The following is a 15,537-nucleotide window of genomic DNA, read 5'->3' as shown; positions in this document are numbered from 1 at the left end:
CCGATTCAGCTCACAGTTCCAATATAGAAACCATGCTGGTTTGAGACGTTTTCGATATGGAACTTCGTTATCTTCGTTATTTTGTCGCCGTCGCCAGGACGCGGCACTTCACCCAGGCCGCCAAGGAACTGGGTATTTCACAGCCTCCGTTAAGTCAGCAAATTCAGAGACTTGAGCGAGAGGTGGGGACCCCGCTGTTTCGGCGTTTAACCCGCGGGGTGGAGCTGACGGAAGCGGGAGAGTCGTTCTATGAGGATGCCCGCCAGATCCTCGCCATGAGCGATGCGGCGCTGGAGAAGGCCAAGGGCATTGCGCGCGGGATGAACGGCAGCCTGTCGCTAGGCATTACCAGTTCTGATGCTTTCCATCCGCAAATCTTCACGTTGCTGCACCGCTTTCAGCTCGACCACCCCGGGGTGACCCTGCACCAGATGGAAGACAATATGGCCAATCTGATGACCGCCCTGAGCGAGGCCGAGCTGGATATCGCCTTCGTCCGTCTGCCGTGCGAGAGCAGTAAAGCCTTTAATCTGCGGATTATTGATGAGGAGCCGATGGTCATCGCGCTGCCGCGCGATAACCCGCTGGCGACGCAGCCGACCCTGGCCCTGGAGCAGCTGTGCGACGTGGCGCCGATCCTCTTCCCGCGGGAGGTGGCCCCCGGGCTGTATGAGCTGGTGTACAACAGCTGCCTGCGCGCCGGGATCGACATGGAGCGTGCCTGGCAGTCGTCGCAGATTTCGTCGTCGCTAAGCATGGTCAATGCCGGGTTCGGCTTCGCGCTGGTCCCGCAGTCGATGACCTGCATTCAGCAGCCGAACGTCAGCTATCACCCGCTCAACGGGGCGCCGCTGAAGACCGATATCGCCATCGCCTGGCGGCGCTTCGAGCGCTCACGCACAGTGAAACGCTTTCTGGCGATGTTCTGATCTTCGCGGCGCCAGCGGCTTACTGCGCCACCCAGCCGCCATCCATATTCCATGCGGCGCCGCGCACCTGGGCAGCGGCGTCGCTGCACAGAAACAGCGCCATTTCGCCCAGTTGCTGCGGGGTGACAAACTCCCCGGAGGGCTGTTTTTCCGCCAGCAGTTGGGCGCTGGCCTGCTCCGGGTCGACCCCCTCGGCGATGCGCTTATCGATCTGCTGTTGCACCAGCGGGGTTAGCACCCAGCCCGGGCAGATGGCGTTGCAGGTGATGCCGCTGCGCGCGGTTTCCAGGGCCACGGTTTTGGTCAGCCCGACCACCGCGTGCTTGGCAGCGACGTAGGCCGATTTCTCTTTCGACGCCACCAGGCCATGCACTGAGGCAATGTTGATGATGCGCCCCCAGTTGCGCTGGCGCATGCCCGGCAGCGCCAGGCGGGTGGTGTGGAAGACGCTGGAGAGATTGATCGCGATGATGTCGTTCCATTTGTCCACCGGGAACTGCTCCACCGGGGCGACGTGCTGGATGCCGGCGTTATTGATCACGATATCGACGCCACCGAAGGTGCTTTCGGCATAGTGCATCATCGCCTCGATCTGCCCGACGTCGCGCAGGTCGGCGTCGTGATAGCCGGGGATCTTACCCAGCGCGGCGACTTCAGCCCGGGCGTGGCTGCTGTCGCCGAAGCCATTGAGGATCACCTGCGCGCCCGCCTGAGCCAGCACTTTGGCGATCCCTAAACCGATCCCGCTGGTGGAGCCGGTGACCAGCGCTGTTTTACCATGCAAATTCATTTTATTACTCCTTCAATCGGGTATCAGACAATGCCGGTCACATAGAACGTGGCAATGACAAACAGTACCGCGAGGCTTTTGATCACCGTGATGGCGAAAATACCGCCGTAGGCCTGGCGATGGCTCAGGCCGGTGATCGCCAGCAGAGTGATCACCGCCCCGTTATGCGGCAGGGTGTCCATGCCGCCGCTGGCCATGGCGGCGACACGGTGCAGGACCTCGAGCGGAATATTGGCGGCGTGGGCGGCGGCGACAAAGGTCTCGGACATCGCCGCCAGCGCGATGCTCATCCCCCCGGAGGCCGAGCCGGTGATCCCGGCCAGCACCGTGACGCTGATCGCCTCGTTTAACAGCGGATTGGGAATGGCCGCGAGGGCTTTCGACAGCACCAGGAAACCCGGCAGGGCGGCGATAACTGCGCCGAATCCGTACTCAGAGGCGGTGTTCATCGCCGCGAGAATAGCCCCGCCCACCGCCGTTCGGCTCCCCTCCGCCAACCGGCCGCGTATATTGCGATAGCCGCAGACCAGCACCAGCACAATGCCGGAGAGCAGCGCCGCCTGCACCGCCCAGATAGCGGTGATTTTCCCTACTTCGGTGACGACAGGCTTCGCCAGACCCGGCAGGGTGAGCTCATGGCTGGCGCCGTACCACTGCGGGATCCAGTGGGTAAACAGCAGATTCAGCACCCCCACTAACAGCAACGGGGCGATAGCGATCAGCGGATGCGGCAGATCGATGTCATCCGGGGTCTCCGGCTCATTTTGCAGGTCGGTCCCATAGCCTTCGCCGCGGGCCTGCGCTTTGCGGCGCTGACGCTCCAGCCACAGCAAACCGAAGATGATAATGAACAGCGAGCCGATAAGCCCCAGCCAGGGGGCCGCCCAGGCGTTGGTGCCGAAGAAACTGGTGGGGATAATATTCTGGATCTGCGGCGTGCCGGGCAGGGCGTCCATGGTAAACGAGAATGCCCCGAGGGCGACGGTGGCCGGAATCAGCCGTTTGGGGATCCCGCTCTGGCGAAACAGTTCGGCGGCGAAGGGGTAGACGGCAAAAGCCACCACAAACAGCGACACCCCGCCGTAGGTCAGCAGGGCGCACACCAGCACGATCACCGGGATCGCGTGGCGGCGTCCGAGGATGCGGATGGCGGCGGCGACAATCGACCGCGAGAATCCCGACAGCTCAATCAGCTTGCCGAACACGGCGCCCAGCAGAAACACCGGGAAATAGAGCTTCACAAAGCCGACCATTTTTTCCATAAACAGGCCGGTAAAGGCCGGGCCGACCGCGCCCGGGTCGGTGACCAGCACCGCGCCGAGGGCGGCGATCGGCGCAAAGAGGATCACGCTGTATCCACGGTAGGCCGCCAGCATCAGTAACGCCAGTGCGGCCAGGGCAATTATCACACTCATCACGACGTCTCACTCTCATTGTTATTGTAGGGGTACAGAACGCGATACTAGGGCTTCAGGGCGTAGCGAAGCTGATGTTCCCGGCGCGACTGGATGCGCTGTTGCCGCGCCTCATCCCAGCGGTAAAAGCCTTGTCCACTGCGGGCGCCGGTGTCGCCTCGCGCCACCTTCTCCGCCACCAGCGACATCATCTCGCTCCCGCTGGCCAGCTCCGGCAGCAGGTGCTGGCAGATATCCTGGACCGTCGCCAGCCCGGTCATGTCCGCTGCCTCCAGCGGGCCGACCATCGCATAGCGGCGGCCCAGCGAGGCGCGCATCACCTGGTCCACTACCTCGGCAGAGGCAATGCCGCTGTGGATGATATGCAGCGCTTCGCGCAGCAGGGCGAACTGCAGCCGGTTGCCGACAAAGCCCGGCGCGGCGCGATTGAGCACCACCGCTTCCAGCGCGCAGGCGGCGCAAAAGTCGCTCACCTGGCGCGCCAGATGGGGCAGTGTGGCGCTCCCGGGCACCACTTCCACCAGCGGGATCAGGTGCGGCGGATGCCAGAAGTGGGCGATCAGCAGCCGTTCAGGGTGGCGCATGCCCTGAGCCAGCGAGTCCGGCGGCAGGCCGCTGGTGTTGCTGGCGATAATCGCCTCGTCGGCGATCAGCGTTTCCAGTTCGGCATACAGGGCGTGCTTCAGTGGTAGCCGCTCGGGGATCGCTTCTATCAGCAGCGTGGTGTCGGCCAGGGTATTCAGCGCCGGGGTGGGGGTCAGACGGGCCAGCACGGCGTCGCGGTCGGCGGGATCTTGCTGGCCGCTCGCCTCCAGCTCGCGCAGGATGGCGCTGGCCACCGCCGGAACCTCGGCGAGACGCTGCGGGTCGGTGTCATACAGGCGGACGACGTGACCGTGACGGGCGAAATGGCAGGCGATGCCGACGCCCATCAGTCCCGCGCCGAGTACCGCCAGGCGTGGTGTAAACATAGTGGCTCCTGTTAACGTTGTAGAGTCATGGCGATGCCCTGGCCGCCGCCGACGCACAGGGTTGCCAACCCTTTGCTGGCGCCCCGGCGCTGCATCTCATGCACCAGGCTGACGAGGATCCGGCAGCCGGAGGCGCCGATGGGATGGCCAAGGGCGATGGCGCCGCCGTTGACGTTGACCTTCTCGCTATCCCACTCAAGCAGCTGACCGACGGCCAGCGCCTGGACGGCAAAAGCCTCGTTAGCTTCGATAAGATCCACCTCGTCCAGCGTCCAGCCGGCGCGCTGCAGCGCTTTACGGCAGGCGCTCACCGGGCCGATGCCCATCACCGATGGGTCGACCCCGGCGACCGCTGAGCTGACAATGCGCGCCAGCACCGGTAGCCCGAGCTCGTGCGCTTTATCGACGCGCATCAGCAGGACCGCCGCGGCGCCGTCGTTCAGCGACGAGGCGTTTCCGGCAGTGACGCTGCCGTCAGCGGGACGAAACGCCGGGCGCAGCTGGGCCAGCTGCTGCTCGCTGGTCTCCGGGCGCGGTTGCTCGTCGTCAGTCACGACACGCGGCGGCTTTTTGCCCTGCGGGACGCTGACCGGGACGATCTCCTCGCGAAAGCGTCCGGCGGCGATGGCGGCCGCCGCTTTGCGCTGGGACCCGGCGGCAAAGGCATCCTGGCGCTCACGGCTGATGTCGAAGGCATCAGCCAGATTCTCGGCGGTAATGCCCATGTGGTAGTCGTTAAAGGCGTCCCACAGGCCGTCCAGAATCATGCTGTCCTGCAGGCTGGCGTGGCCGAAACGCAGGCCGTCGCGGGCGCCGTGCATCAGATAGGGGGCATTGCTCATGCTCTCCTGGCCGCCGGCGATGACGATCTCGGCGTCGCCGCAGCGGATCGCCTGCATCGCCTGCTGAACCGCTTTCAGCCCGGAGCCGCACACCAGATTGACGGTCACCGCCGGGGTGTCCACCGGCAGGCCGGCCCGCAGCGCGGTCTGGCGCGCCGGGTTCTGCCCGCAGCCGGCGGTGAGCACCTGGCCGAAAATCAGTTCGTCCACCGCCGCGGCGGGCAACTGGCCGCGTTCAAGCAGGCTGCGTACCACCGCGGCGCCGAGGTCGACGGCGGAAAGAGGGGCGAAGGCGCCGCGAAAGCTGCCGACCGGGGTGCGTACTGCAGCAACAATGGCAATATCGGTCATGGTCTCTCCTTAGCTGAAGCGCATTTCGCGCACATCGTCGGCCACGATCAGTCGTCCCGCCGTTTTACGCATCACCTCGTCGGGGCTCACTCCCGGGGCCACTTCGCGCAGGACAAACGCGCCGTCGACAATGTCCAGCAGGGCCAGATCGGTGAGCACCCGGCGAATACAGCCCACGCCGGTGAGCGGCAGGGTGCACTGCGGCAGCAGTTTGGATTCGCCGTTTTTTGAGGCGTGGGTCATCACCACGATGATGTTCTGCGCGCCGGCTACCAGGTCCATGGCGCCGCCCATCCCCTTGACCATTTTTCCAGGGATCATCCATGAGGCGATGTTGCCCGCGACGTCGACCTCAAAGGCGCCAAGAACGGTCAGGTCAACGTGGCCGCCGCGGATCATGGCGAACGACTGAGCGGAGTCGAAGATGGCCGCCCCGGTTTGCGCGGTGACGGTCTGCTTGCCGGCGTTAATCATGTCGGCGTCGATCGTGGCTTCGTCTGGAAATTCGCCCATCCCCAGCAGGCCGTTCTCCGACTGGAGCATCACCTCAATACCGGCGGGAATGTAATTGGCCACCAGCGTCGGGATACCGATCCCGAGGTTGACGTAGTCGCCGTCGCGTAGCTCCTGGGCGACGCGCATCGCCATTTGTTCACGGGTCAGCATCTCACTTCCCTCCGGCGCGCAGGGTGCGCTGTTCAATACGTTTTTCGAATTGCCCGACGATCAGCCGGTCGACATAGATCCCCGGGGTGTGGATGGCGGAGGGCGGCAGTTCGCCCGGCGGTACAATCTCTTCCACCTCCACCACCGTAATACGCCCGGCGGTGGCCATCAGCGGGTTGAAATTCTGCGCGGTATGGCGATATACCACATTGCCGTACCAGTCGGCTTTCCAGCCTTTGACCAGCGCGAAATCGCCGCGGATCGCCTCTTCAAGGATGTAGTGCCTGCCGGCGAACTGGCGCACCTCTTTGCCTTCGGCGACCGGGGTGCCATAGCCGGTGGCGGTGTAAAAACCGGGGATCCCGGCGCCGCCGGCGCGAATTTTTTCGGCCAGCGTTCCCTGAGGAGTGAGCTCAACCGCCAGCTCGCCGCTCAGCACCAGCTGTTCAAACAGCGCGTTCTCCCCGACGTAAGAGGCCACCACCTTGCTGATCTGGCGCGACGCCAGCAGCATACCGAGACCGAAGCCATCGACGCCGCAGTTATTGGAGACCACCGTCAGCCCCTGCACCTGGCGACGCTGCACCTCGGCGATCAAGTTCTCGGGAATGCCGCACAGGCCGAAGCCGCCGGCGAGCAGCGTCATGCCGTCCGTTAACCCTTCCAGCGCCGCTTCATAGCTGGCGACGCGTTTATCCAGTCCTGCCATCTTGTCTCTCCTGCCTTGCGATAGCCTTATCATTGGCGCTGGAGACTGATTTGATAATTTTGAATTTGTGACCCACTCATTTGGAATTTTAATTAATTTCCTGTTAACTAATTTTTTTCAATTAGTTAACAGGAAGAAAAATGAGAATGAGTGTCAAACAGTTACGCGCGTTTTTAGCGGTAGCTCACACTCTGAATTTCGCCCACGCCAGCGAAAGGCTCAATTTGTCGCAGCCAGCCCTCAGTTTGACCATCAAAGGGTTGGAGGAGGCGCTGGGCGGCGCGCTGCTGCAGCGCAGCACCCGCAAAGTGACCCTTACCCAGGAGGGGGAACTCTTTCTGCCGATGGCCCGTCAGCTGCTGGCCGACTGGGATAACGTCGAGGAGGCCATGCGTCAGAGCTTTACCCTGCAACGGGGTAAAATTTCGGTGGCCGCGATGCCGTCGTTTGCCGCCAACGTCCTGCCGGAGGCGCTGAAGGCCTTTCGCGACCGCTATGCCGGCGTGAACGTCACGGTGCATGATGTGATTAATGAGCAGGTGATCGAGATGGTGCGCGAGGGGCGAGTGGAGATGGGTATTGCCTTCGAGCCATCGCCCACCCACAACCTGCTGTTTACCCCGCTGGCGGTGGACCGCTTCGTGGCGATCGTTCCCCGGCAATCCCCGCTGGCGAAGAAAAAGCAGCTCACCTGGCAGGAGCTGTTGACCCTCGATTTTATTACCCTGCAGCGTCCCTCGGCGGTACGCCTGATGCTCGAGGAGGCGCTGGCGCGCAGCGGTCGCCAGCTGGACGTAGCGCTGGAGAGTCACCAGCTGGTGACGGTGGGGAGAATGGTGGCCAGCGGCCTGGGGGGCAGCGCGGTGCCGGCGTTGTGTAAAACGCAGATGACCTCCCTGGGGGCCGTCTGCATCCCGCTCAGCGATCCGCCGATTGAGAAGTGCGTCGGCGCGATCCATGCCGGGCATATGCCGCTGTCGAAGGCGGCGCAGGCGCTGCTGGATACGCTGAAAGGCTTCTTGCCGGCCTGAGCAGGCGGGAGGGGCAAAAAAAACCGGCCTGCTGGCCGGTTTGACAATCAGATTTTGCAGGCGTCGCCGCAATCGTCATCGGCAACGATCGCCTGCGCTTTTTTGTCCGCTTCTTCCAGACGCTCCGCGTTGCGTTCTTCTGCTTCATCCAGGCCGCTGAAGACCAGGTTGTCGAGATCAATTTCCATAAGTTACCTATCGTTGCTGGTTTTTAATCAGCGTCAAGTATAGGGCAAAACCGCCAGCGGATGTAGCCGCTCTCCGCGCCGAACGCACAGAGCGTTAAGTCGCGGGGCGGCAGGCTTTCCCTACCATAAATAACCGTTGACAGGCGGGAGTTGGCTTTATTAATCACCATACAGAATGATTTCCTGTGTATATATTAAATGAAAGGACAACGAAGGAGTAATTAAGCGTTGACGAAAAGCTTTTATGTTAATATGGCCGCGATTATGGATGAATCTATGGATCTTAATCAATGGAACATACTGTTGCAGGCGCCATCAAAGAATGGCGTAAACATAATAAAGTGATCGGTCAGGTCAAAATAAACTATAAAAAAGTTTTACGAAAATGCAGAGAGCTCTCGCTCGCAGGAGGTAAATACAGAGAATATCAAGAACTTTGTGCAAAATATCAGTGTGCGCGGTTGACCGCCGTGACCAAAGGGCTGGTGCCTTTTGAGGATAAACCGTTTAAAGCGTATCTCAATAAACGGCTGTCAAAACGACGCAAGCTGGATATTGCCCACGGTTCACTGAATTTTATTGAGAAAACGTTTCACCCTGATGTCCTGCCGCAGCTGTACAATGTGGCGGATTTTGGTCGCGCGATGTTCTCTATTCCTTTGAAAAATGGCGATAATCTTGACGTTAAACTGTTGGCGTCGCCGTTTCAGGAGGAGGGCGAGCTGATGCTGCAGCTGTTTCTCGGCGACCGGCGCGTCTATAGCGTCTGTTTTTCCTGTACCGACGATGGCCGCGCCTATATTGGCGGCATCCAGGGCGGGAAAGATATCACCAATGACGAAGTGAAGGTGCTGACTAAAGAGCTGCATGGCGCGCGGCCGAAAAATATCATCATGAGCGTGCTGTATGGTTTCCTGCGTTATTTCAGCATCACCACCGTCTACGCGATCGATTCCGATTTCCACGTGAAAAGCGATTTGGTGAAAGCCAGTTATTCATCGCTGTGGCTGGAAATGGGCGGTGAGAAACAGGCTCGCGGCTGGTATAAATTGCCGGCGCAAGAGATCAAAAAAAGTATTGAAGAGGTGAAAAGTAAGCACCGGAGCCAGTTTATTAAGCGCGAAGGTGTCAAGGAGTTGATTCAGATAGATATGGCGAACGCCCTGCAGCACATTACGTTGCAAGCACGGGTGAATTAACGCCTCTCATACGCCAGCCGGGCTGCAGGGGGCTGCTACCCGGCTGGCGATTTCCTCTCTCCCCAGGTCGCTGTGCCGTAGGTTACTGCCCGCTCTCGCCGATTGGCGGTGACGCGGAGACGGTGAGCAGCGGAGCGCTGCGCCACCATACCATCAGGGCGACAATCGCGATAACGCTCAGCACGCCGAAGGCGGTGGCGAAGGAGTAGTGCCCGGCGATAGACCCGGTTAACGCCGGACTCATTGCCGCCCCGGCGCCCTGCATCAGCATCACCACGCTCTGTCCAGCGTTAACGTGCCCGCTGCCGCGCAGCAGCGAGACGATAAAGCTGGGCACCGCCACCCCCAAAATCCCTGCCGCCAGGCCATCAAGAATTTGCACCGGGACCATCATCGCCGGGGCGTCGCTGGACGCCGCCAGCGCCGCCCGGATGGGCATGATCAGCAGCGCCAGCAGGATGCATCGCCAGTAACCGTATTTGTCGATGCTGCCGGCGACCCGGATGGCCACCGGGATCATCACCACCTGCGAAATAATCACCGTGGCGGCGGCAAACAGTCCGGGATTGAGGTGTCCCGGCGCGGCGGCGATCCGCATGCTCAGCATCGGCAACAGTGCGGCATTGGCGAGATGGAACAGCATCAGGGTTACGCCGGCGATCAGCAGCGGCGTATGGCGGAACAGGATGGCAAACCCCGGCAGGGAGGGCGTGGATGCCGCTTCGATGCCGCGGGCGGCGTCATCGTCGATATCGCCGCCGCGGATCGCCAGCAGGGCGACCAGGGTAAGCAGCGTGGTACAGGCCATCAGAATGAAAATGCCGCCGATGCCCCAGTACCAGGCGATAGCCCCGGCCATTAGCGCGGTGAAGAAATTCCCCGCGTGGTTGAAGGCTTCGTTTTTCCCCATCTGGGCGCTAAAGCCGCGCTGTCTGGCAAGACCGAGGGTAATCCCGGCGATCAGCGGTCCGACAAAGGCCGCGCAGATGCCGCTGGCGACTTGCGAGAGGGCGACCACGCTGGTCTTCTGACTAAACCAGAGCAACAGGGTAGTGAAGGTGATCGCCAGGCAGACCCCGGCCAGCAGCAAGCGCTTATGCCGCGTGCTGTCGGTGATGAAGCCGGCGGGCAGGGTCGCCAGCAGGCCGGCGATACCGCCGACGGACATCAGCAGGCCAATGTCCTCCGCCTGCCAGTGACGCTGGGTGAGAAAGATCCCCAGAAACGGGCCGAGGCCGTCGCGCACGTCGGCAATAAAAAAGCTGGTCAGACATAAAGCCCGCAGAGAACGAAGCGACATTTTCTACCTTTAGCATGCGCGATCTGCGCGTCGGAATGGTCACCGGATACCTTCATCCTTTATCGCACCGTTCGATGAAACAAAAATGTCCCGCGCTCGTCGGGTACCGTGGCTATGCAACATACCCGCTTGCGGCGGCTTTCGCCAGAGGCGTACGAAAGTTCTGTAGCGGCGCTATTAGCGTTCGTCTGCCTTGACGATCTGCAGGGCGGCGGGGCTCGCCACGGTGCCGCTGGCAGTAATAAACCCCGGATGGACAGCCTCGCCGCTGGCGCTGTCCACCAATGCTATATGCGGCGCACTGTGCAGCACGTGCTGATGGCCCCATTCCATCAGGGCGAACAGCACCAGCGCCAGGCTACGGCTTTTATCAGTCAGAACATATTCATACCGTTCGCGGGAGCCGGCTTCCCGGTAGGGCACTTTGCTGAGCAATCCCGTTTCGGTCATGGTTTTTAACCGGGTGGTGAGCGTCTGGCGGGTAATATGGGTGTGCGACAGCATCGTTTCAAAGCGCGTCACGCCGTAAAACGCCTCGCGGAGGATCAACAGCACCCAGCGGTCGCCGAGGATTTTCGCCCCTTCCGCCAGGCCGCACAGCGCCGGGTCGAGGTAGGGCAGTGATTTATTTTTTGACATCGCGAGATTGACCTTCTACTCTGAGTTTGAATTTTAGACCTAGATGCTAAGGAGAATAGCGTGCCATTTGTTAACGTGCAAACCATTAAAGGGATCATGACCGCGGAACAGAAAAGTGAGCTGCTGCGACGGATGACCGATCTGCTGGTGGAGATTGAGGGGCAGGGCGATCCGCAGTTCCGTCAGTCCGTCTGGATCCGCATTGACGAACATGACCCGGAGCAGTGGAGTCTGGGCGGCGTCCAGCCGACGGCCGCAATGATCGCGGCGAAATTTGCCGCCGCGCGGCGCGACGGATCCCCGGAATAAAACGGGCGGCGAAGCCCGGCCCGGCGATCTGACGCAGAAGAGGGGCCAGATCGCCGGGTAATATTGCGATTCGCTATGGTGCAAAAGCGTATTTTGCGGCTAAGGTAACGGTCAGGGAACCCAACAAACAGGGCGCGATGCCAGACGGCCAGCCTGGCGCCACTCTCAAACCGGTGAAAACAACGGATGTCTACAGAACACATGCTGCCGCTGGCGGTGCAGAACAAAAATATCCTTCGCCTGGCTGCCGCTCAGGCGCTGGCCGGCGCCAACTCGGTGGTCTTCTACGCTACCGGCGCGATAGTGGGTAACGCGATTGCCCCCAGCCCGTCGCTGGCCACGCTGCCGATTACCCTGTTTGTGCTGGGGATGGCGGCCTCCATTCTGCCTTTCGGCGCGCTGGCGCGAACGCGGGGCCGCAAAGCGGCGTTCAGGCTCGGCACCGGCGCCGGGATGGTGACCGGACTGGCGGCCGCCCTGGCGGTAGTGCTGAATTCTTTTCTGCTGTTTTGTCTCGCCGCGATGCTTGGCGGCGCCTATGCCGCCGTGGCGCTCAGTTTTCGTTTTGCCGCCACCGACGGCGTCGCCCCGGCGCGTCGCGCCCGTGCGCTGTCGCTGGTGATGGGCGGCGGTGTGGCCGCCGGGATCATTGGCCCGATGCTGGTCACCGGCACCATGCACCTCTGGCCGGCACATATCTTCGCCGTCACCTTCCTCGCTCAGGCGCTGGTTGCAGTGCTGGCCGCCTTTTTGTTGAGAGGGGTGACGCCGGCGGAGCCCACCGCGGCCAGCGTGCGCGGAGGGCGGCCGCTGCGCGAGATTGTCCGCCAGCCGGGTTTTGCCACCACGGTATTCAGCGGCGCGGTGGCCTATATGGTGATGAATTTTCTGATGACCGCCGCGCCGCTCTCCATGCATATGCACGGTCTTTCCCAGCAGGCCGCCAACCTTGGGATCCAGTGGCATGTGATGGCGATGTACGGCCCGGGATTTTTCACCGGCCGGCTGATCCAGCGCTTCGGCGCAGTGCGAATGGCGGCGGCGGGATTGCTGATCACCGCCGCGTCGGTGGCGGTCGGCCTGAGCGGTCTCGGCGTGTATCATTACTGGCTGTCGCTGATTTTGCTCGGCATCGGCTGGAACTTTGGCTTCACCGGCGCCTCGGCGAAAATCATCGATTTCCACCGCCCGGAAGAGAAGACCCAGGTTCAGTCGCTCAACGATTTTCTGGTCTTCGGCGTGATGATCGTGGGGTCGTTTTCGTCCGGGATTCTGCTCAACGCCTTCGGCTGGAACGCCGTGCTGTGGGGCTCCCTGGTCCCGGTTGCGGTGGCGTTGTTGACCCTGCTGCTGCGCCCCTTATCCCCACCCCGCGCTTAGCGCCTGGCCTGCCGCTGCGCAGGCCGTCTTTTGCTTTTTTCAGCTATGCATTGCTGAAATTCATCTGACTCCTTGCGCGTAAAAACGTCACAGACGCTACATGCTGTAGTAATCTCTACAACATGACAATGCATCTCTTGATCCTTAACCTGACAACGTCTCAAGCCACGCTGCGCATGCGTGTCTGGCGAACCCTGAAGCAGAGCGGGGCAGCGGTCCTGCGCGATGGGGTCTATCTGCTGCCCGACGTGCGCCAGGGCTATGACATTTTCCTCAGCACCTGCCAGGCGATCCGCGCGGAAGGGGGGACCGGGTATGTTTTCACGATTGAGGCGGCGGAAGAAGAGGCGCTCAGGCCGCTATTCGATCGTCGTGAACAGTACGACGCGCTGTTGCAGGATCTGCAGGCGCTGCAGGGGACGTTATCCAACGACGAACTGGCGGCTCAGCTCAAACAACTGCGTAAAATTCAGCGTGACTACCGGCGGATCGAGGCCATTGATTTCTTTCCGGGGGCCGCCCGGGAGCAAGCCGCTGAGCGACTGGCCACTATCGAGCAGGTCATTAATCAGCGGCTATCGCCGAACGAGCCGCAGTCGGTGGCGGGCGAACTGAGCCTGCTGGACAGAGGCGCCTTTCGCGGCCGGCTGTGGGCCACCCGCCGACGCCCGTGGGTCGATCGTCTGGCCAGCGCCTGGCTTATAAGGCGCTTTATTGACGACGAGGCGCTATTCCTGTGGCTGGCCGCGCCTGAGGACTGTCCGGCGACAGCGGTCGGTTTTGATTTTGACGGCGCGCCATTCAGCCATGTCGGCACGCTGGTGACCTTCGAAGTACTGGTCCGGCGTTTTGCGCTGGACGCGGTGATCCCCGACAGTCTGGGACGGTTGATCCACTTCCTGGACGTCGGTGGGGTACCGACCCCGGAGGCGGCGGGGGTAGAAAGCATTCTTGCAGGGCTGCGGGAAACCATTACGGACGATGACCAACTGCTGGCGGCAGCTTGCTCGCTGTTCGACGGCTTACTGAGGTCCTGTGAAATGAGGTCTGGCAATCATGAGCAAAACGGTCGTTCTTCCGCAGAGTGACAGTCCTTCCGTCGTCGCTTCCGTCTCCTTCTGGCAGGCATTTCGCTTTTGGCTCAAGCTTGGCTTCATCAGCTTCGGCGGGCCTGCCGGGCAGATCGCCATGATGCACCAGGAGCTGGTGGATAACCGACGCTGGATATCGGAAGGGCGATTCCTGCATGCGCTCAATTTTTGTATGGTCCTGCCCGGCCCGGAGGCCCAGCAGCTGGCGACCTATATCGGCTGGCTGATGCATAAAACCTGGGGAGGCGTCATCGCCGGGGTGCTGTTTATTTTGCCCTCGCTGGTGTTACTCATCGCCCTGGCGTGGATCTACCTCGTCTGGGGGGATGTCGCCGTGGTGGCGGGGATCTTTTATGGCATCAAACCCGCCGTAGCGGCGATAGTATTGCAGGCGGCGCACCGCATCGGCTCGCGGGCGCTGAAAAATGGTGCCTACTGGGCTATCGCTGCCGCTGCCTTTGTCGCTATTTTTGCGCTGAACGTTCCTTTTCCGCTGATCGTCCTCGCCGCGGCACTGGTGGGTTTTATCGGCGGACGGCTGGCGCCGACGACATTCGGCAAAGCGGACGCCCACCGTGCGCAGAGTCACCCTGGCGGAGCCGCCATCATTGATGACACGACGCCGATCCCGGCCCATGCCATTTTCAGCTGGCGGCGCACCTCACGGGTGCTGATCGCCGGGATGCTGCTGTGGCTGGTGCCGATGGCCGCTCTGACGCTAATGCTGGGCTGGGCGCATCCGCTGACCCAGATGAGCTGGTTCTTTACCAAAGCCGCGCTGATGACCTTTGGCGGGGCATATGCCGTCCTACCTTATGTTTACCTGGGGGCGGTGACCCACTATGGCTGGCTGACGGCAGGGCAGATGATGGACGGCCTCGCTCTTGGGGAATCGACCCCCGGACCGTTGATCATGGTGGTGACCTTTGTCGGGTTTGTCGGCGGCTACACCAAAGCGGTGTTGGGCGTCGATGATGTGCTGCTGGGGGGCATCGCGGCGGCGTGCCTGGTGACATGGTTTACTTTTTTACCCTCGTTTATCTTTATTCTCGCCGGCGGGCCGTTTATTGAAACGACCCATAATAAGGTGGGATTTACCGCGCCGTTGACCGCCATCACCGCCGCGGTGGTGGGCGTTATCCTGAATCTGGCGCTGTTTTTTATCTGGCATAGCGTCTGGGGACCATCCGGTTTCGACCCGTGGTCTGCGGCCATTGCCCTGGGCGCCGCCGGGCTGCTGTTTCGTTATAAGTGGAAGCTGACCTGGGTACTGGCCGCCGCCGCCGCGGTGGGGCTTATCGTCCATATGGCGGGACTGTCCGGCGCAGGATAAGGTCGGCGTTGGGCTGAGAGAAACGTGGACAGATGGGGGATTGGGGAGGGAGGCCAGTGCCTGAGCAGGCCCTGGCCGGATGGGTGGCAATTATTTATCTACGGGAGGCTCCTCCGCGAGATGCAGTTGACAATATTGCTCAACGCCCGCCTTTAGCATGTTAATAATCACCAGCAGTGTGGGTAAGTAAGGCACCAGTTTAACTAACAGCGAACTGATGGGTTCATCAATAATCAGTGCCAGCAGGGTATCCACTTTCTTTTTCCATGTTTTGTTATATTCCACACAAAAATTTTTAATATCGGCCGGCTGCGTTGAACGGGCAATCTGTTCGAGTTCTTCAATGGCGTTGAGTGCCGCTTTTATTTTCTCAATGTCGATTTGTTGAGTCATA

The 15,537-nt window shown here is 61.3% G+C and carries 17 protein-coding genes; 7 read left to right on the top strand and 10 right to left on the bottom strand.

Features of this window, described 5'->3' with window-relative positions; all coding sequences use genetic code 11:
• Positions 1-56 precede the first annotated feature (56 nt).
• A complete protein-coding gene (locus FHW76_RS00170; RefSeq protein ID WP_048330379.1) occupies positions 57-929 on the top strand; it encodes a LysR family transcriptional regulator in 873 nt (290 codons plus the stop codon).
• Between the two features lie 19 nt (positions 930-948).
• Here the strand turns inward: FHW76_RS00170 and FHW76_RS00165 are convergent, their stop codons facing one another.
• Genes FHW76_RS00165 through FHW76_RS00140 form a run of 6 tightly spaced genes read right to left on the bottom strand, consistent with a single transcriptional unit; the run spans position 949 to position 6,673 of the window.
• On the bottom strand, positions 949-1,719 hold the full coding sequence (locus tag FHW76_RS00165) for a 3-hydroxybutyrate dehydrogenase (protein ID WP_008804550.1): 771 nt from the start codon (positions 1,717-1,719) through the stop codon (positions 949-951).
• Between the two features lie 23 nt (positions 1,720-1,742).
• Positions 1,743-3,137 (bottom strand): GntP family permease, encoded by a 1,395-nt coding sequence (locus FHW76_RS00160; protein WP_008804551.1) that lies wholly within the window; start codon positions 3,135-3,137, stop codon positions 1,743-1,745.
• 44 nt (positions 3,138-3,181) lie between these two features.
• A complete protein-coding gene (locus FHW76_RS00155; RefSeq protein ID WP_183476092.1) occupies positions 3,182-4,105 on the bottom strand; it encodes a 3-hydroxyacyl-CoA dehydrogenase family protein in 924 nt (307 codons plus the stop codon).
• Between the two features lie 11 nt (positions 4,106-4,116).
• Complete coding sequence (locus tag FHW76_RS00150) at positions 4,117-5,298, bottom strand: acetyl-CoA C-acetyltransferase (protein ID WP_012541465.1); 1,182 nt, start codon at positions 5,296-5,298, stop codon at positions 4,117-4,119.
• A 9-nt stretch (positions 5,299-5,307) separates the two neighbouring features.
• Entirely contained in the window at positions 5,308-5,964 is a 657-nt protein-coding gene (locus FHW76_RS00145; protein ID WP_012541466.1) for a CoA transferase subunit B, read from the bottom strand.
• A gap of 1 nt (position 5,965) precedes the next feature.
• Positions 5,966-6,673, bottom strand: a complete 708-nt coding sequence (locus FHW76_RS00140; RefSeq protein WP_022064991.1) for a CoA transferase subunit A — start codon at positions 6,671-6,673, stop codon at positions 5,966-5,968.
• A gap of 140 nt (positions 6,674-6,813) precedes the next feature.
• Here FHW76_RS00140 and FHW76_RS00135 point away from each other — a divergent pair, with 140 nt between their 5' ends.
• On the top strand, positions 6,814-7,704 hold the full coding sequence (locus tag FHW76_RS00135) for a LysR family transcriptional regulator (RefSeq protein WP_012967981.1): 891 nt from the start codon (positions 6,814-6,816) through the stop codon (positions 7,702-7,704).
• 47 nt (positions 7,705-7,751) lie between these two features.
• Here FHW76_RS00135 and FHW76_RS00130 read toward each other — a convergent pair whose 3' ends face one another.
• Entirely contained in the window at positions 7,752-7,892 is a 141-nt protein-coding gene (locus tag FHW76_RS00130) for a hypothetical protein (protein ID WP_002908189.1), read from the bottom strand.
• Positions 7,893-8,182: 290 nt separating this feature from the next.
• On the opposite strand from FHW76_RS00130, the gene FHW76_RS00125 reads away from it, so the two are divergent.
• Positions 8,183-9,091, top strand: a complete 909-nt coding sequence (locus FHW76_RS00125; protein WP_012967984.1) for a DUF535 family protein — start codon at positions 8,183-8,185, stop codon at positions 9,089-9,091.
• Between the two features lie 82 nt (positions 9,092-9,173).
• Here the strand turns inward: FHW76_RS00125 and FHW76_RS00120 are convergent, their stop codons facing one another.
• Both FHW76_RS00120 and FHW76_RS00115 read right to left on the bottom strand, forming a co-directional pair.
• Positions 9,174-10,391, bottom strand: a complete 1,218-nt coding sequence (locus FHW76_RS00120; RefSeq protein ID WP_183476090.1) for an MFS transporter — start codon at positions 10,389-10,391, stop codon at positions 9,174-9,176.
• A 177-nt stretch (positions 10,392-10,568) separates the two neighbouring features.
• A complete protein-coding gene (locus FHW76_RS00115; RefSeq protein ID WP_009307678.1) occupies positions 10,569-11,030 on the bottom strand; it encodes a helix-turn-helix domain-containing protein in 462 nt (153 codons plus the stop codon).
• A 60-nt stretch (positions 11,031-11,090) separates the two neighbouring features.
• Here FHW76_RS00115 and FHW76_RS00110 point away from each other — a divergent pair, with 60 nt between their 5' ends.
• The 4 genes from FHW76_RS00110 to chrA all read left to right on the top strand — a co-directional run bounded on the left by FHW76_RS00110 (position 11,091) and on the right by chrA (position 15,143).
• A complete protein-coding gene (locus tag FHW76_RS00110) occupies positions 11,091-11,339 on the top strand; it encodes a tautomerase family protein (RefSeq protein WP_004175772.1) in 249 nt (82 codons plus the stop codon).
• A 186-nt stretch (positions 11,340-11,525) separates the two neighbouring features.
• Positions 11,526-12,719 carry an MFS transporter gene (locus FHW76_RS00105; RefSeq protein WP_260182175.1) on the top strand — a complete coding sequence of 398 codons (1,194 nt, stop codon included), beginning with the start codon at positions 11,526-11,528 and terminating at the stop codon, positions 12,717-12,719.
• A 128-nt stretch (positions 12,720-12,847) separates the two neighbouring features.
• A complete protein-coding gene (locus FHW76_RS00100) occupies positions 12,848-13,807 on the top strand; it encodes a chromate resistance protein ChrB domain-containing protein (RefSeq protein ID WP_183476298.1) in 960 nt (319 codons plus the stop codon).
• Positions 13,776-15,143, top strand: a complete 1,368-nt coding sequence (gene chrA / locus FHW76_RS00095; RefSeq protein ID WP_183476087.1) for a chromate efflux transporter — start codon at positions 13,776-13,778, stop codon at positions 15,141-15,143. Before FHW76_RS00100 ends, chrA begins: the two co-directional genes overlap by 32 nt.
• A gap of 90 nt (positions 15,144-15,233) precedes the next feature.
• Here chrA and FHW76_RS00090 read toward each other — a convergent pair whose 3' ends face one another.
• Positions 15,234-15,536, bottom strand: a complete 303-nt coding sequence (locus FHW76_RS00090) for a hypothetical protein (protein WP_051975541.1) — start codon at positions 15,534-15,536, stop codon at positions 15,234-15,236.
• Position 15,537 lies beyond the last annotated feature (1 nt).

Source organism: Klebsiella sp. RC2 (assembly GCF_014192815.1).
GTDB lineage: Bacteria > Pseudomonadota > Gammaproteobacteria > Enterobacterales > Enterobacteriaceae > Klebsiella > Klebsiella variicola.
The sequence above is the reverse complement of the archived record's forward strand: the minus strand, read 5'-3'. Positions and strand labels throughout refer to the sequence as shown.

Bases quoted from the DNA above. Each gene is read 5' to 3' on its own strand.
- FHW76_RS00105 (WP_260182175.1), top strand. From the start codon at position 11,526: ATGTCTACAGAACACATGCTGCCGCTGGCGGTGCAGAACAAAAATATC.
- FHW76_RS00130 (WP_002908189.1), bottom strand. From the start codon at position 7,892: ATGGAAATTGATCTCGACAACCTGGTCTTCAGCGGCCTGGATGAAGCA.
- FHW76_RS00100 (WP_183476298.1), top strand. From the start codon at position 12,848: ATGCATCTCTTGATCCTTAACCTGACAACGTCTCAAGCCACGCTGCGC.
- FHW76_RS00145 (WP_012541466.1), bottom strand. From the start codon at position 5,964: ATGCTGACCCGTGAACAAATGGCGATGCGCGTCGCCCAGGAGCTACGC.
- FHW76_RS00115 (WP_009307678.1), bottom strand. From the start codon at position 11,030: ATGTCAAAAAATAAATCACTGCCCTACCTCGACCCGGCGCTGTGCGGC.
- FHW76_RS00125 (WP_012967984.1), top strand. From the start codon at position 8,183: ATGGAACATACTGTTGCAGGCGCCATCAAAGAATGGCGTAAACATAAT.
- FHW76_RS00120 (WP_183476090.1), bottom strand. From the start codon at position 10,391: ATGTCGCTTCGTTCTCTGCGGGCTTTATGTCTGACCAGCTTTTTTATT.
- FHW76_RS00165 (WP_008804550.1), bottom strand. From the start codon at position 1,719: ATGAATTTGCATGGTAAAACAGCGCTGGTCACCGGCTCCACCAGCGGG.
- FHW76_RS00170 (WP_048330379.1), top strand. From the start codon at position 57: ATGGAACTTCGTTATCTTCGTTATTTTGTCGCCGTCGCCAGGACGCGG.
- chrA (WP_183476087.1), top strand. From the start codon at position 13,776: ATGAGCAAAACGGTCGTTCTTCCGCAGAGTGACAGTCCTTCCGTCGTC.
- FHW76_RS00135 (WP_012967981.1), top strand. From the start codon at position 6,814: ATGAGAATGAGTGTCAAACAGTTACGCGCGTTTTTAGCGGTAGCTCAC.
- FHW76_RS00150 (WP_012541465.1), bottom strand. From the start codon at position 5,298: ATGACCGATATTGCCATTGTTGCTGCAGTACGCACCCCGGTCGGCAGC.
- FHW76_RS00155 (WP_183476092.1), bottom strand. From the start codon at position 4,105: ATGTTTACACCACGCCTGGCGGTACTCGGCGCGGGACTGATGGGCGTC.
- FHW76_RS00140 (WP_022064991.1), bottom strand. From the start codon at position 6,673: ATGGCAGGACTGGATAAACGCGTCGCCAGCTATGAAGCGGCGCTGGAA.
- FHW76_RS00090 (WP_051975541.1), bottom strand. From the start codon at position 15,536: ATGACTCAACAAATCGACATTGAGAAAATAAAAGCGGCACTCAACGCC.